At 45.6% G+C, this 15,674-nt stretch carries 9 protein-coding genes; 6 read left to right on the top strand and 3 right to left on the bottom strand.

What is annotated here, in order from left to right; all coding sequences use genetic code 11:
• Positions 1–57: 57 nt before the first annotated feature.
• Together EYQ95_RS10330 and EYQ95_RS10335 are read right to left on the bottom strand one after the other, a co-directional pair.
• Positions 58–8,094, bottom strand: a complete 8,037-nt coding sequence (locus EYQ95_RS10330) for a FecR domain-containing protein (RefSeq protein ID WP_111915819.1) — start codon at positions 8,092–8,094, stop codon at positions 58–60.
• Entirely contained in the window at positions 8,084–9,421 is a 1,338-nt protein-coding gene (locus EYQ95_RS10335; RefSeq protein ID WP_111915818.1) for a hypothetical protein, read from the bottom strand. The genes EYQ95_RS10330 and EYQ95_RS10335 overlap by 11 nt, the downstream gene beginning before the upstream one ends.
• Positions 9,422–9,715: 294 nt before the next feature.
• On the opposite strand from EYQ95_RS10335, the gene EYQ95_RS10340 reads away from it, so the two are divergent.
• The 3 genes from EYQ95_RS10340 to EYQ95_RS10350 are packed head-to-tail and all read left to right on the top strand — an operon-like array spanning position 9,716 to position 11,012.
• Positions 9,716–10,219 carry a sigma-70 family RNA polymerase sigma factor gene (locus EYQ95_RS10340; protein ID WP_165831980.1) on the top strand — a complete coding sequence of 168 codons (504 nt, stop codon included), beginning with the start codon at positions 9,716–9,718 and terminating at the stop codon, positions 10,217–10,219.
• The gene (locus EYQ95_RS10345) at positions 10,216–10,689 is read left to right on the top strand and encodes an anti-sigma factor (protein WP_111915816.1); all 474 of its coding nucleotides are present in this window, start codon (positions 10,216–10,218) and stop codon (positions 10,687–10,689) included. Before EYQ95_RS10340 ends, EYQ95_RS10345 begins: the two co-directional genes overlap by 4 nt.
• Positions 10,686–11,012, top strand: a complete 327-nt coding sequence (locus tag EYQ95_RS10350; protein ID WP_111915815.1) for a YbjQ family protein — start codon at positions 10,686–10,688, stop codon at positions 11,010–11,012. Before EYQ95_RS10345 ends, EYQ95_RS10350 begins: the two co-directional genes overlap by 4 nt.
• 22 nt (positions 11,013–11,034) lie before the next feature.
• Here the strand turns inward: EYQ95_RS10350 and EYQ95_RS10355 are convergent, their stop codons facing one another.
• The gene (locus tag EYQ95_RS10355; RefSeq protein ID WP_111915814.1) at positions 11,035–12,516 is read right to left on the bottom strand and encodes a YdiU family protein; all 1,482 of its coding nucleotides are present in this window, start codon (positions 12,514–12,516) and stop codon (positions 11,035–11,037) included.
• A 107-nt stretch (positions 12,517–12,623) separates the two neighbouring features.
• On the opposite strand from EYQ95_RS10355, the gene EYQ95_RS10360 reads away from it, so the two are divergent.
• The 3 genes from EYQ95_RS10360 to EYQ95_RS10370 all read left to right on the top strand — a co-directional run bounded on the left by EYQ95_RS10360 (position 12,624) and on the right by EYQ95_RS10370 (position 15,665).
• Positions 12,624–13,124 carry a DUF1543 domain-containing protein gene (locus tag EYQ95_RS10360; RefSeq protein ID WP_111915993.1) on the top strand — a complete coding sequence of 167 codons (501 nt, stop codon included), beginning with the start codon at positions 12,624–12,626 and terminating at the stop codon, positions 13,122–13,124.
• A 73-nt stretch (positions 13,125–13,197) separates the two neighbouring features.
• A complete protein-coding gene (gene dgt / locus EYQ95_RS10365) occupies positions 13,198–14,667 on the top strand; it encodes a dGTPase (RefSeq protein WP_111915813.1) in 1,470 nt (489 codons plus the stop codon).
• Between the two features lie 26 nt (positions 14,668–14,693).
• Complete coding sequence (locus tag EYQ95_RS10370) at positions 14,694–15,665, top strand: META domain-containing protein (RefSeq protein WP_111915812.1); 972 nt, start codon at positions 14,694–14,696, stop codon at positions 15,663–15,665.
• Positions 15,666–15,674 lie beyond the last annotated feature (9 nt).

The following is a 15,674-nucleotide window of genomic DNA, read 5'->3' on the forward strand; positions in this document are numbered from 1 at the left end:
AAAAAACCAGTGCGGGCTGCACTGGTTTTTATTAGATTTCGGTATGAGTTAGAGCGTTTACGGAATACGCTCAAATACCGTAATGCCTCGCAAGGTTTCTTCGTTCGCGGTTAGCCATGCGCTAATCATTGCAGCTACCCCTTCAGCTTCAGGGCCAACAAAGGTGCCTTGCAAGCTGCCTCCGCCGAATACTCCAGTTCCGTCTAGAGTAATTGGTGTGTAGTTAAATAGAGCGAAAATATCCGCCTCTAATGCAGAAAGCGAATTACCGGCACCGAATTGTAAATCAACATCAAAGGTTTCGCCCGTGAAGTCTACATATAAAGAGCCGCCCGTTAACGCACTGAAGTTGCCATTTTGCGTATTAATTAGCCCGCCAGAACCACCACTAAGCGCAAATGTTGCAGAGCCAATTTCAGACTGCAAAATTGGCAGCATGGTTACGTCGGTCGTGTCACTCACCACCATATAGAAGAAGCGGTCATTAGTATCCAGAGGGTACTGAGTATATTCGTCATAAGACTCCTCTAGCTCATAAGAGTTTGGCGCCCAATAACCCCATTGCACCTCTTCCTGTTCAACCCCGCCAAGGGTGTCTACGTATTCAGTTCCACCGTCCCAGTCGGCGGTTGGATTTTCTGAAATGATATTAAATAGATATCCGGTACCTCCATAGAATGCCTCTCCGGAAGATACTAAAACCGGATTACCGTTCTGGAAAATATCGAAGAAGGCACTATTTTCACCGGTGTCTAGTGCGCGATAGCCCATGGAGTTATTAACCGCGAATACCGCAGGGCTTTTACCCACGTAGTAGTCTGAAACTAATGTGTACGAAGGATCGAAGCCTCCACCGCCACCGCAGCCAGAGGCTATATTAGTTTCAGTATATCCAGGCATAGATAGTAAGCAGCTAAGGAATGCGAACTGACCATAACCTGTTACATGTTCAGAACCATCCAAGAAGTCGACATAAAGTCCTGCAAGGAAGGAGTCTAAGCCCCAACTCATATCACCTGCGAACGAGCCATAAAAACGTGCGTCGTTGTAATCTATGTCTGAACCCAGATCGTTCAGGGCTATGAAGCCTTCATATAATTGCGCCACAGAACCACTGCCTGTTAGGTATGAAGGTGTCATTGCCGTGTCGTAGAAATACTCTAAGCTGACCGAGATTTGCTCTGAAATAGATTCAGCATCTAGATCGAGCTGTAGGTGACTACCGGCAAGAAGTGCGAACGTGGCATTGTTTGAAAGCTGCATTCCTGTTCCTTGGAATAAATCAAACTGCAAAACGCCAGAGTGGTTTGCGCCGGCAATCGTCTCAACCATGTAAGAACTGCCAAGTGTATTGTCGGAGAACAGATACGGCATATCGGCACTGTTGTCCATTTCATCGCCCCATTGATTGAGCAATGTATAAGAGCCACCTTCCCAGATACCTAAATGAATTCTGTTTTGAATATTTGAATCCATGAAGCTTAGGTCATATGTGTCGTAGTACAGAGGAATTGCAAATTCATCAACCGTAAAGGTGTACGCTTGGGTTTCTACGTGGGTCGGAGCAGAGAAACCAGCACTCACTTCTTCGACGACTGTTGTTCCTTCCGATGCCATTTGGGCAAGCGATCTGTCGAGAATACCCGCATTGGTTAAATTCATACCTGGAATAGTGGGTAAGTTGGTAAACGAACAGTCGTTGTTCAAATAACAATGTGCGAATGCAATCGTACCCATACCAAAGTCGGTTTCCTCACCAATCAAGGAAACTAACAATGCCGCAAGTAAACCACCGACGTTCTGATAGTTGTTCATGTTGCCAATGGTGCCGGCTCCGATGTTTGTCCCGGTAAGTTGACCAAATATTCTAGCGGTATCCACAATAGGATTGGAGCTTTGATCCGTAAGCTCAATAAAGTGATTATAAAGCGCTTCGATATCACCAGTTCCTGCCAGCTTGTGGATAAAGTCGAAACCCTCTCCTGAGTACGCGACGTCTATTTGGAACGAGACAGTGTTGTTGATCGGATCGACTGTTACTGAACTGGAAGACTGTGTCGCCAAGTATTCACCTGAAGCAAAGTGAACGGGGGTTGCTCCGAGAAGTCTAAAGCTCATTGGCCCCGTGTAACCGTCTAATACAACATCCGCATCTGCAAAAGTATTAAGGTTGAAAGGGTCAAAAGTAAACGCGTAATGGAATGGCCGGCTACCAGAACCGTTGAGAGGCTCGAGGTAATCGCTATCACCTAGGTCATAGAAGTTCCAAGTACCCGTATCGTAAAAGCCCCAATAACTCGCCTGACCAGGTCCTGAGTTTGCATGGTAAGCACTGCTGAGGAACATATTGGTGTTTGTGGGGGTATCCTCTAGCCTAAATACGCGATTTTCATCGGCAAGCTGTTCTGGATGCCAAACACTCGAGCCAAGCGCGTCTTCTGTGCTGTAAAACTGACTTCCAATAGTTGCACTTGGGAAGTAGCCATAATCCATGAGCCCGCCGTATGCTAACTCCACTACCTCTTCTTCGCAGGTATTGCCCATCCAACAATACAGGAAGTAATGGAGGCCAAAACCGTGGGCATTGTTACCTGAAGCGTCTTTTATAGCTAAGAAAAGGCCCGTTAAAAGCGCATCTATCCCGGTCTCTTCATTTCCAGTTAATGCACCATACATTCTGGCTAGCTCTACGATTTTGTTGGCAGAGCTCGTTTCTTCGAGCTCAATGTAACTATTGTAAAATTCTTCGACTGAACCATTGCCGAAGAGTGTGCGAATAATTTCGAGCTCTTCTGCACTGTAAGTAAAGTCGAGCTCGAAGGTTACCGACTCAGCGTTTACATCAATGTATACACGGCTGCTTTCATCGAGCGCTATTACTTCGCCATTACTCAAATTAACGCCAGTTCCACCACCGAGTTTAAAGGTCATGGTGCCTTCAGCAGAATGGTTCGCCAAAACGGCAGTTTCGACTTCGCCAGGAGAGGATAAGGTTTGATCAGAGAACAGATAAGGGAAGTAATGGTCGTTAGTTACACCGTTACCGTTACTATTAGTAAGTGTATATTGCTCCGGAGAGAATAACCCCCAACTAATTTCTGTGCTGCTGTCTTCGTTCCATTCACTGACCTGAACTGTTTCTATAACATCGGGGTCGCCGCTTGCGTTAAATGTTAGCTCACTGTTCTGAAGGTACGTCGGATAGGTGCCACCTGAACCAAGCGCGGCAAAATTGGAGTTACTCAGGTCTCTTTCTCGCTCCAAATAGCCAGCAATAGAAAGCCCTGTGCCTACGTTGTTGCTTGGGTCTGAATTCGGTATATCGCACGAATTCCCCATCCAGCAGTAGAGGAAGTAGAACATGCCAAAGCCGTCTACTGGCTCGTTGCCGATTAGCGAGACATAGAGACCTGCGAGAATTGAGTCTATGCCTGAGCTCTCACTACCGCCGAAGATACCGTATAGTCTTGCAAAATCGACTATTGCGCTGACTTCTTCTGCTTCACTGCTCGTTACGATGATTTCTTCATCTAATCGAATATAACTGTTGAAGAAGTCTTCAATAGAGCCGCTACCTTCAAGGAACCGAGCAACAGAGCCGCCTTCAGCGGTGTAACCAAACGAGAAAAAAGCATCCATTGAGTTGTCGCTGAGGTCTAGGGTAAGCGACGACTCAGGGCCAACGTTAAAGAATTCTCCATTACTTAAGAATACGCTTTCACCACCTCCAAAACGAAACTTCATGGTCGTTTCTGTACTGTGGTTATTCGCGATAGCCGTCTCAACGGAATCAACGGTACCTAGCTGTTCGCTAGCATAAAGGTAAACAAATGGTTGAGTCGTGGTTCGTTCATATCCTGCGCTGTCCACGAGCGAATAACTGCCAGCATCCCACACACCCCACAATATACGATTGCTGCTGTTTAGGTTCCAGTCACTCATGCTGAAATCTACAAATGATAATGGGATATCCTGATCATTGATGTTGAAATCTTCACCAACGAAGATTAAGTCTTCGGATTCAAAGCCAGTAAAATAGAAATTGTTACCTTCGCCAGTGTAAGTTAAGTGTGTTGCCCCATTACCAAGAAACCCTGATAAGGTTAATCCGGTACCATATTCATCAACGTCAATAGGTGGTGTGTATGCGAACACTCCCGTTCCTGCATATTGATTATCATTGAAGGTAGCTTGAATAAGCGCCATTAAGGCTTCCATATTGGCCCCGGCAAAGCTACCTGCTATCGAGCCAGAATCGAAGTCTTGTCCCTCTAGGGTGATTGAGGCTCCGTTGTTTAGGAATGCCCAAAGATCATCAACGCTCCCTCTAAGAGTGACCTCGTTATTGTCATTATCGAATATAAACAGTAGGCCGAGTGATTCGTCTTCAAAGTCAACACTTATCTGACCCTCTGTCATTTCCATCACGCTACCATCAGACTCTGAAACTAACCCTGAGCCTGCTACAAACTCGTAATTTCTGACGCCGATTGAAGGTAACTCGTCGGTGTAAGACTCAGTGACTAAAATGTAGTGATAATTTGAAGACGTGCTGAGCGGATTGATATCGTTAAAGGTTGCTCCATTTTCGTATAAATCGTAACTGTCTGCTTCCCAGTACCCCCACACGAAAAACAGTTCTGAATCACCTACGTTAAGTGATGTACCTCGTTGTTCGAACAGGCCGAATCCGTCTGAATCCAGTGCTAAGAAACTAAGTTCTTGTGACTGATTTAACTGAGCGAGTAACCTTAGCCCCTCATCCATGTAGCTGTTCTGTGCGTTAGACCTTACGGTTGTGCCGAGGTTACCGCCTAACGTCGCAGCGGACTCCATATCATTATTCGCTAAGCTCTCGGAAGAGCCAACGGCAGGGCAAGGGAAGTTCACTACACAGTCATACACAAAAGCCAGCATGCCATAACCTTCAACTTGCTCTTGGGTTTCTTCGTCTTCAAAAAGGATAAACAAAGAGGTAAGAATAGAGTCTACCCCCCATTCGTCGGAACCGCTGAATGCTGTCACAAGACGAGTGCCGTCGAAATTAAATCTGGAATTTTCTCCGGCTAAAGTTAGCGCGATAAAGGTATTAAATAAGTCTGCAAAACTGGCTTGCCCTTCAAGGCTGCCGTCAAACTCTTCGATGTCGTAGCTAAAGTCTATGACCACTTTAATCTCTTGAGATTCGGTATCTAAAGAAATATGCGAGGTAGAGCCAATGGAAAAGCTATTGCCGTTGCTCAGGGTCACGCCAGGGCTGTCAAATAGGCTGAAAGTAAGGTTTTGACCGGTGTGCCACTGCGAAACTATATCTGTAAAGTCATCGCTAGCGATTAAGCTGTCAGTAACCAAATACATAAAGTCGAATGGCGTTTCAACGGTTTCACCGAGCGAGTCATATAAAGTGTAATAACCATTCGCCCAACGAGCCCATTGAATATTTGAATTTGCGTTGTAATAAGCGCCTGTCGGACTGAAACCACCTTGGCTAAAGTTGTCCGGGCTTAATGCAATTAACCCCTCGAAGGTGAGACTAGATGTACTGTAAAAGTCGAGGATATTGCTTTGGCTTGGGAACGTTGTTCCTTCTGCAAGCTCTGCAAAAATACCGTACGGAGAAAAGTTCGTCCCCCATTCCGGCAGATCTTCTGCTACTTCATACGATTCAAATACACCTGTTCCGCGGAAGGTTTCATCGCCTAGAGATGCTTCAAGCATAGCTATTAGCGCATCTAACCCTTCGCCTGCAAAGCCACCAAACATACTGGCCGAATCAAACGGCCCATCCTCAGTTACCAATGTGATGCCTTGCTCATTGTTGAGGAAAGCAAGTAAATCTAGGTTAGTACCTTCCAAAATAGCTTCAATTTTGTTTTCGCCTTCCCCTTCCTCAAAAATGAGCACCACACCCATGGAGTTTTCGTCAAAGTTTACGGTTATGTCACCCTGTTGGAAGTCAAAAACACGATCGCTGCTATCAGATACTAGTCCTGAGCCACCAACCATTTCAAACTGCATCTCTCCAGTGGCAGAGGGCGAGGTGTTTATACTCTCAGAAACCCAAATGTAGTGGTAATTGGTATTGTTATCGAGCCAAGTTGGCACTTCATTTTCAGGGGTGTCATAAATTTGGTAAGAGCCTCCGAGCCAATGACCCCAGAAAACGTTGACACCATTGATCGTTACGTATTCACCTAAAACCAGTCCTTCTTCTTCTGTTAATAGTACTCCTGATGTTTTGTCAGCGTTTTGCTTGGCTACTACAGTACGAATACTGTCCCAAGCTGATTCTCCAAAAACAGACAGAAAAGTGTTTGCCGAGTCTGTATGAATTGTCACTTGACCGTTACTTCCTAAATATTCTGAATTCGGTCCAGCATTTTCACCGGGAATGTAGGACTCAAAATAAGGACAAGGGAAATTCACGATACAGTCGTTGACAAAAGCTAACATGCCGTAGCCTTTGATTTTGTCCTCTATGTCTGATTCTGGGTTTTGCAGTTCAACTTCTAATGCTGCAAGGAATGCATCTAAGCCCCATGTTTCGTTGCCGCTAGGAACGAGCCATAGCTTACCATCTGCTAAAAGTACGTTGCTTCCACGTTCTATTAGCCTAATATAGGTATCAAATAGCTGCGCAAATCCAACTAAGTTACTCATTGTGTAATTAGCTTCGAAGGGTGAGAAGCCGAAGTTAATGACAATTTGTACAGTCCCGTGCATTGCTAGATCGGAAACAACATGAGTGCCAACAGATATGTAGCTGTCCTCGCCAATGTATAGCGACTCCCCATTACTCAATGAAATACCAGGGCTGTTAGCTAAGCTAAAGCGCAGATTGCTAGTGGTTCCAGTACTAGTGCTATTAAATGTATCGTTGAATGTGCCTAGGTCAGTAATCGGATTATTGGTCAGTAGATACATAAAATCATGGCCGGTATCTACATCTTCTAGGATCGAATTTACAAGTTCATAGTCACCATAAGCCCAACGCGCCCAGTTAATGTCTGAGTTAGAGCCAGGGTAATACTGGTTTGTGTTGAAATAACCAGATTCGAACGTTTCCCCACCGTCAAAGCGCAGAGCAGGGGTGCTGTAGTCTCCTATAGTGAATTCACCTGTTGGGGTAATGTCACCGCCCGCTAGAATGCCGAAAATACCATATGGGGAGAAGTCTAAGCCAAACTCGGGTAGCGGTTCTGGCTCGGGCGTATTCTCCTCTATATCGTCCTCACCTTGGTTAGTGTTCGCGTCGTCTGGTGGTGTCGTAGTTCCGCTATTTTGGTTGCTAGGGTTGTTATTAGACGAGCTTGAAGACGAATTACTCGTTCCACTGCCGCTGTTGTTATTGTTATTACCGTCGTTATTTTTGCTGCTGTCGTCGTTTTCTTCATCGTTTTCATCATCTTGCTGCGTTTGTTGGCTGGCAAAGTAATTCACAGCGTCATTTGAAGCAGGGGCCGGCGCAGTGTTCTCATTTTCTACATATACGGTTTGCCCCGCGTTAACTAATTGAGCTCCTGAATTATTAACTACTTCTACGGAGCCGCTTTCAACTTGAAGATAAGTACCTGAGGCAAGCTCTGAATTGCCAGAGCCCTCTGGAATATGAACAATAGAAAGCACAGTGCCACGAATACCCATGGTGGCAACTGGGGTTTTGAATTCCACATTTTCTGGGCGCGCTTGGCCAATTGCACCTGTCATGGCGCGTAAGCTACCGCGAATGAGTTGTGTTGATTGACGGCCGTTTTCTGGATTGGTTTCGTCGTAGGCATAGTTTTCAATGAGAAACTCTGTTTCTGGGCGTACGGCTATCAAACTGTTGTCGGAAAAACGTATTTGCGCACTGGAAGCCGTGCCTGTGATGAGTAAATCTTGGTTAAAAAGGTCTTCACCGCGTGAAGCGCTCGTGGTTTCTTCATTGCGTGTGATTTCTACAGTACCGTGGGTAAATAAGAGCTGGCCAGCCGTTTCGGTGTCGCTCTCTTGAGCGGAGACGGTACTTGAAAAGCAGGCTACAACAATGAGGCAAGAAGCTAAAAACACCCCGACATGGTTTGCTCTGTATGCGTTAAAAAGATTAGAAAACATAGCTTATGCTCCCTTGTACGAGGTTTTGGTCTAAATCAAAAAAGTTGACCGTTGAGTCTTGCTCGCGAACTTGTGCGAAAAATGTGGTACGCCAGTGTTGGTTGATATCCCAGCGCCACTCTAGCCGCAGTCGATAACTGTCGTCTTCGCGAATAGCCGCTTGCCCGCGGTTAAATACAGAAAATCCGAGTTGGTCGAATTCTTTGCGTTCATAGCCAATACTGGAAGAAATTTGGTGGCTAGCATTGAGTGCCCAGTCTGCCGTAAGCGACAAACTATAATTGTTAGCAGCCCCACCCTGTCGAGTAGGCTCTCTGCTCATTGTTTCCCAGATAGCTTGGAACTGAGGTCTTAGGCGAAGTCGCTCGGACACGGTGTAAATATAGCTAGCATCGATGTCCCAGCTGGTGAAGTTATTGCGCTGTTCTGCGTGATTATATTCGCTATACCCTAAATCAACGTTAAATATTGAACGCTGAGACAGGGCTTTCCGAACGCCTACGGAAACACCTGAGTGAGTACGGTAGCGGTCGTTGTCTAACCAAAGCTGTGCTACTTCTGCGCCGAAGCGAAGTTCGCTCGTCATATCAATTGGCATGCCTACTGTGGCAGCAGCTTGCACTATTGTAGTGTCAAAAATACTTGCTTCACTATTATGATTTTTACGCGACTGCCCGGTTGCACTTGTTTCTAAGTAAGAACCGTCCTCTTGGTTCCAGCGTTTGTAATAGACACCACGAATGGTGTTGTACATGGTGTCGTCGGCCTCTAATACCGCTATACCTTGTAAAATAGTACCTGCAAATAAGTCGAATGAATCTGGGTAGTTTAGAAAGTTGCTGTCGTAACCGGTGTCTAGTGAGAGCATGATCATTTGCGGGTCTTGGTTGGCTTGCTCTCTTCGCTCCGCAATAACTTCACGAAATCTACGCATAGCAATACGTGCTTGTGGTGGTGCATTTAAGCCGCCTAAGTAATCGAGTTGCCGCTCTGCTGGCGTAAGTTGGTTAAGTTGAATATAGACCGCAACTAGCTCTAATCGCGCTCCTGCGTGACGTGGTTGATTTGCAATAACACGTTCTAGTGCGACTGAAGCTTCGAAGGGTTCACCTGCCCGAAATGCAGTAACGCCAAACCAATAGTCGAATTGAGGGTTACCCGCGAATTTAGACTCTTGCTCACGGAATACGTCAAAAGCGGCTTGAGTTTGCTCGCTTTCTAACAACGCTCTGCCCTCTGATATAACTGAATTTACAGTCTGTGCATAGCTAGGGACGGCCCACAGTGCAATTACTGCAGCAATTGCAAAAGCGCGAATATTCAACATTCTAAATGCCTGCCTTAAGTTTTAGAAAAGCGTAGTCGTGTGTAGCAACTAAGAAACTTCACTAGCGAAAAGCAGTGAGCTAATACAACGAGCGTTAAGAATTACACCCTGACATTGTTCTTTTCACACTACCGTCAAGTAGCGTAGTTTTGTTTAAAATAATTTAACAATTATAGCTAAAACCCATTTTTCAACAAGAAGTTGACCAAAAAATGACAGATACTTTCAAAAATATGGAATAAATCGTTCAGCTCGCTCGTTTATTACATACTCACAGAAAATTGAGGTGACATTTTGAAATCAGATCAACATCCGTGGTTGCAATGGTATCCGGGCGCTTTAGCGCTGGCTCGTCAAATATTGAATGGGTCAGACGAGGCTGCGGATATTGTGCAAACCGCCTACTTGAAAAGCTTTCAGAATGTTCGCCTTCCTAACGAAGCCAAAGCTCAACGAGCATGGCTTCTTAAGGTAGTGAGAAATGCTTGTATAGATGTTTTACGCGGCCAAAAGAAGTTTGCGGACAGCGAGCAGAATACTGACGTGGAAGTGGATTGCTCACCAGAGCAGAGCTGGCTTCAGGATTCGCGAAAGCAAAGGGTGCATCAAGCGTTAACAGCGCTGCCTATAGACATGCGAGAAATACTGGTGTTGCGAGAGCTTAATGAGTTGGCTTACGACGATATTGCAAAAGTGCTAAGGATAGAGCGAGGCACGGTAATGTCTAGATTGCACAGAGCTCGAATGGCACTGCGTAAAAAGTTACAAGGTTTGGAAAATGAGCGAGGTGAGGTATGAGTAAAGCCATTCAATGTGAAGCGATAGAACCTCTATTGTCCGGCTTTTTGGACGACGAGTTGTCGCAGTCAGAGTCGCAGCGCGTAGCGTTACACCTTAAGCGTTGTGAAAAATGTTCAGCCCTACTAGCGGAGCTTGAAACCGTGCATACAGATTTAAAAGAGACATTACATGAGCAGTCGGGTCATACAGCAGCCGAAATTGAGCAGCTCGACAAATTATTAAACGACAAGCCTTCGAAATGGCTAGGCACAACTGCTTGGTTGCTCGTGATTTTAGGAGCGTTAGTTGTGGGTGGCTATGCCATTTGGGAGCTTGGTTTAGCGTTATGGCAAGACACTTCGCAACCGGTATGGTTACGCGCCTCGATTGCTGCGTTATACCTAGGTTTTGCAGGTCTCTTTGTAATGGTTTTAAGACAACGTATTAAAAGTTTAAAAACAGATAAATATAGAAAGGTGAAATTATGAGCCACGTTATGATTAGTACAACGGAAACAATTGCCGGTAAGGACATTGAGGAAACTTTGGGTATTGTTCGCGGTAACACGATTCGTGCGCGCCATGTGGGTAGAGATATTCTTGCGGGTTTAAAAAATATAGTGGGTGGAGAGCTACACGACTATACTAAGCTTATGGCTGAGGCGCGTGAGCAGTCGATTGACCGAATGATTGACGAAGCTCGAGATCTTGGAGCTGATGCAATTGTTGGTGTTCGCTTTGCTACGTCCGTAGTGGCTCAGTCCGCAGCAGAAATCTTAGTGTTCGGAACTGCGGTTAAGCTCAAAGACTAATGCTTGCTAATAAGCGAACCCATTAAGTTCCACAAAAGGTATTCTCTATTTCTTGACCGCGTTGTGGAGGTTGAGCAAATGAATCGTTCACCAAAGTGCGGTTATATGGGGTTGCGAAAACTTCTTGCAGTTGATTAAACAGTTTTAGTGACCCTGAACTTTCTACCTCTTCAATAGCTTGTGCGATGAGGTGGTTACGAGGAATAACAGACGGGTTAGTGGCTTGCATAGTCGCCACGGCCTGTTCTTCTCGAATATGAAGGTTCTTCAGCCTTTCTTTCCATTCTTTTAACCATGCTTCCCAGCTTTCGTTGGCAGGAAATAGATTTTCTGTTTCGCCCTCTTCCAGCAGAGCTTCCAGCGCAAGGAACGAACGTGTGTAGTCGAGTTGGTCTGCTTCTAATAACGACAAGTAATTGTCTATAAGTTGCACATCTTGCGTAGCAATGGTTTCGACTTCGGGCATTCCCAGCTTTTTAAGCATTCCGCTGTAATAAGCTTGTTCGTATTTTGGCTTGAATTGCTGAATGACGCTCTTGAGTTCATCAACAGCCTGTTCCTGACTTTCACGTTGCGGGATGTGAATAGTGAGCAAGCTCTCTGCAAAGCGTGATAAGTTCCATTGAGCAATAGCGGGCTGGCGCGAGTAGCGGTAGCGTCCATTTTTATCGATAAAGCTATAGAATTGGTCCGCTTTGAAGTCGTCCATAAATGCACAGGGGCCGTAGTCTATGGTGTCGCCTAAAATGCTCATGTTGTCGGTATTCATTACACCGTGAATAAAGCCAATTTGCATCCAGTGCGCGATTAGCTGAGCTTGTTTGTTCACAACTTCATCAAGTAACGCTAACGCGGGAAAAGGGGCATGCTGGAGCTGGGGGAAATAATGCTGAATGACAAACTCGACGAGTTCTTGGGTTTTCTCTGCACCACCATGCGCAGCAGCATATTGAAAGCTTCCTACCCGCAGATGGCTTTGCGCCATGCGAGTTAATATAGCTCCAGGCTCGGGGTCTTCACGATATACCCAATCACCAGTGGCAACAGCGGCAAGAGCACGGGTTGTTGGAACTCCTACTTTATGCATATATTCGCTGAGCAAGTACTCTCGAATAACGGGCCCAATAGGAGAGCGTCCGTCTCCTGAGCGTGAATAAGGGGTCTTCCCTGCGCCTTTAAGCTGCAACTCCCAATAATCACCGTGGCTGTCTTTAACCTCGCCCAAGGTGATAGCGCGACCGTCGCCTAACTGTGGATTAAAATAGCCGAATTGATGGCCGGCATAAGTGGCTGCGAATGCTGTGCATATAGGAAGTTCTTGGTTACCTGCAAGAATGTCTAAGGCTTGGCTTTCTCGATGTTGATATTGGAGCTCTTCGGGTAACTTAAGTTGTTGAGCTAGGTCTTGGTTCCATACCATCCATTGTGGTGCTTTCACTGGCGTAGGTTGGCATGGCTGCCAGAAAAACGACGACAAATTCAAAAAGCGCGCCTGTTGCGACATGATTGCTCCTAGCTCTTCCTCTTTGCTCTCTCTTTAAGTTCTTTCCTTAAAGAAAGGAATGCCTTAGTTTAACATGCCTGAATAATGAAAAAATGAGACTTAAACTGATGAAGTTGTTTTTAGTGTACTTGGGTGGTTCTGCGCCTCAAGCCAACATAGAACTGCACGACGTACGTTTTGTGGTCGGTGAAACGATAGAAGACTGTTATCCACAGCTTCGAAAGCAATGGTTTGGTACGCAAAAAGGTTTGCATTTAGATAGCTATGTGCAACTTCATCATGTTGATGGATACAAGATTGAATTAAAAAGCGACCCTAGCGAGCAAAGCGAAAGACTCTATTTCGTAAACTTTGGTGGGTACAAGCAAGGTCAATTAGCCGAAGCCCATGAGTTTATGGTGTGCGTGGCGCGTTCGGTTGAGGAAGCAAAAGCGTTGGGTAAGCAGCGACTGATGCTGGGCACAAATATGCCTCATAAAGACAACTTGTACGCACTAGACGACTTACTTACGGTAGATATGCTGGAAGGCTGGCATGTTCACTTGCACAAAGACGGAAATACACAAGACCTTGTGCCGGATTGGTCGGGTTATGAAGTGATTGCATAACGAGCATTGGTGCTGATCTACAGCTAGGGTATACTAAAATTATAAAAATAAATAAGTTTACGCCTAAAACAACATGACAGACTTTTCCAAAAAAATAACCGCAACACGTCCAGTAGCCTCAAATGACTTTGACGGTGATGGCAGCTTGTTGCGTGCATTTGAAAGTGATCGTGGGCGTATTATTAATTCAGCGGCCATCAGAAGGTTGCAGCAGAAAACACAAGTATTTCCACTAGAACGTAATGCGGCGGTACGTAGCCGGCTGACACACTCTTTAGAAGTCCAACAAACTGGGCGATTCATTAGCCAGCAAATCTTTCGAGAGCTTCAGAAAACAGAGGGTGCGCTAGAGCAATATGGTTTAAAGAACCTGAATCGCGAATTTGAATCGTTGGTAGAAATGGCTTGCCTAATGCACGACATGGGTAACCCGCCGTTTGGTCATTTTGGTGAAGCGGCGATTTCTCAGTGGTTCGAGAAAAAAGTAAAGTACCTAAAGGCTTTTAAAAAAGACACATCTAATTCCCAGTTATTTAAAATTGAACTTGCTAACTTTGAGGGAAACGCCCAAGCAATACGTTTGATTGCAAACCTACAGCGGTTGAATTTAACGTACGCGCAAGCTGCCTGTGTTTTGAAATACACCCGTGCTGCGAGCGAGGCTAAACCAAAAGATGGCGATCCGTTCGATTATTTGAAGAAAAAGCCGGGTTTCTACTATTCAGAAAAAGAATATGTGAAAGCATTGCTGAAGGCCTTAGATATCGACCCAGGACATCGCTTTCCTTTGACCTATGTTATGGAAGCGGCAGATGATATTTCCTACTGCCTCGCAGATATCGAAGACGGGGTCGACAAAGACTTATTGACGCTGAAAGAACTGGTAAAACTGCTTAGCGAAGAGTTTCAGAAGCAATGCAAGCAAGACCCCAATGCACGACACTTCAATGGTTTGAGCTTCAATGACATTGTGCAGCAAGCGTTAGAGGCCGCGCAGCAAGAAAGCATTAATAAGTCGCACGTTTTCTTCATTAAATTGCGAGTACTACTGATTTATCCACTGGTACACCATGCTGCGAAAGAATTTGTGGGTCATATTGAAGAAGTTTTTGACGGTTCCTTGAACCGCGCATTACTCGAAGACGGCTCGCCAGAGCATGCCGTTATTGAAACGCTAAAAAAAGTTGCTAGACGGCATATTTTCTCTACCCCGGAAGTAGAAACGCTAGAGTTGCAGGGGTATCAAATATTAACGGGTGTATTAGAACACTATGCGCCTCTGTTAGAGCTCAGCGAGAAGGACTTCACACTACTTTTAGACAGCAATGCCAAAAATAAGCCGCTGCGCGAGAGTCGTCTATTCAATCGCTTGCCGAATAAGCACGTGAAAGCTTATGTGGAAATGAAAAACAAGAAACATGACGACCCTGAAGTATGGGAGATGTATTGTCGCTGCCGGCTATTGCAAGATATGGTGAGTGGCATGACTGACCAATTCGCGTTGGACGAATACAGAACTTTGTCTGCAGGTGCAGTATCTTAATTTAAGAATCATAATGGAGTAGAACAATGAAGCAGATAAGCTTGAAAATGCTAAGCGCAGCGGCACTTGCCGTACTTATGAGTGCTTGCCAAACGACCACAGAACAAAGTTCTGCTCAGTCTATTGAGCGCCCACCTGCGGTGCCAAGTAATACACAAACACAAGATTGGTTTTGTGCAAGGCTTCCGGTGTCTTCTACGGCAGGTCGCTCGTCTATGGAGTTATTCGTTCGTGACCAAGTTATTTCTCTGGCAAGTGTAGAGTCTGCTTCAGGTGCACTTTACCGTTCGCAAGACGGTACAACAGAGTTTTGGAATAAAGGTGATGAAGCAACGCTGACGCTTGAAGGTCAGGCATTACCGACATGTTATGTTCAGGGGAAGCTACCGCCTAACTTTGAAGCGCGTGGCAATGAGCCTTTTTGGAGTATTCGTTTTGCACAAGGCTCGCTAGAGTATCAAACACCAAGTACTCAGTCTGTGAGCAGAATTCAACTTGAGCAGCCTTTTCGCTCTCAGCATGTCTTAACCTCGAACACGGCCGACGGCTCTTTAGCGTTAAATATTACGCGTCGTGTCTGCCATGACTCGATGACTGGTTTGCCCTTCCCATACGAAGTAGAAGGAACCATTGGCCAGCAGTCGGTAAAAGGTTGTGGTGGCGACACGCAGCGCATGCTTCAGGGTGTGGAATGGCATGTAAGTGAAATCAATGGCAATAGCACAGGTAGCGTGATTGCTACGATTTCATTCCTCCCCGATGGTCGCGTGGTTGGGCAAACAGGTTGTAACCGTTTCTTTGGTGAGTATCGCTTCTCTGGAGAGGGGTTAGAACTTGGCCAGTTAGGCATGACACGAAGAGCTTGTATGACCGAAGTTGGTCGCATTGAACAGCTTTACATGCAACAACTTGAACGTGTAATTGGTATTGAAATAGACAGTGTTGGCGCGCTTATTCTGCGTGGCCGCGACGGTTCGATTCGTGCTTTTGCGCTGTAATGAACGACA

The organism is Lysobacter sp. N42 (genome assembly GCF_004344885.1).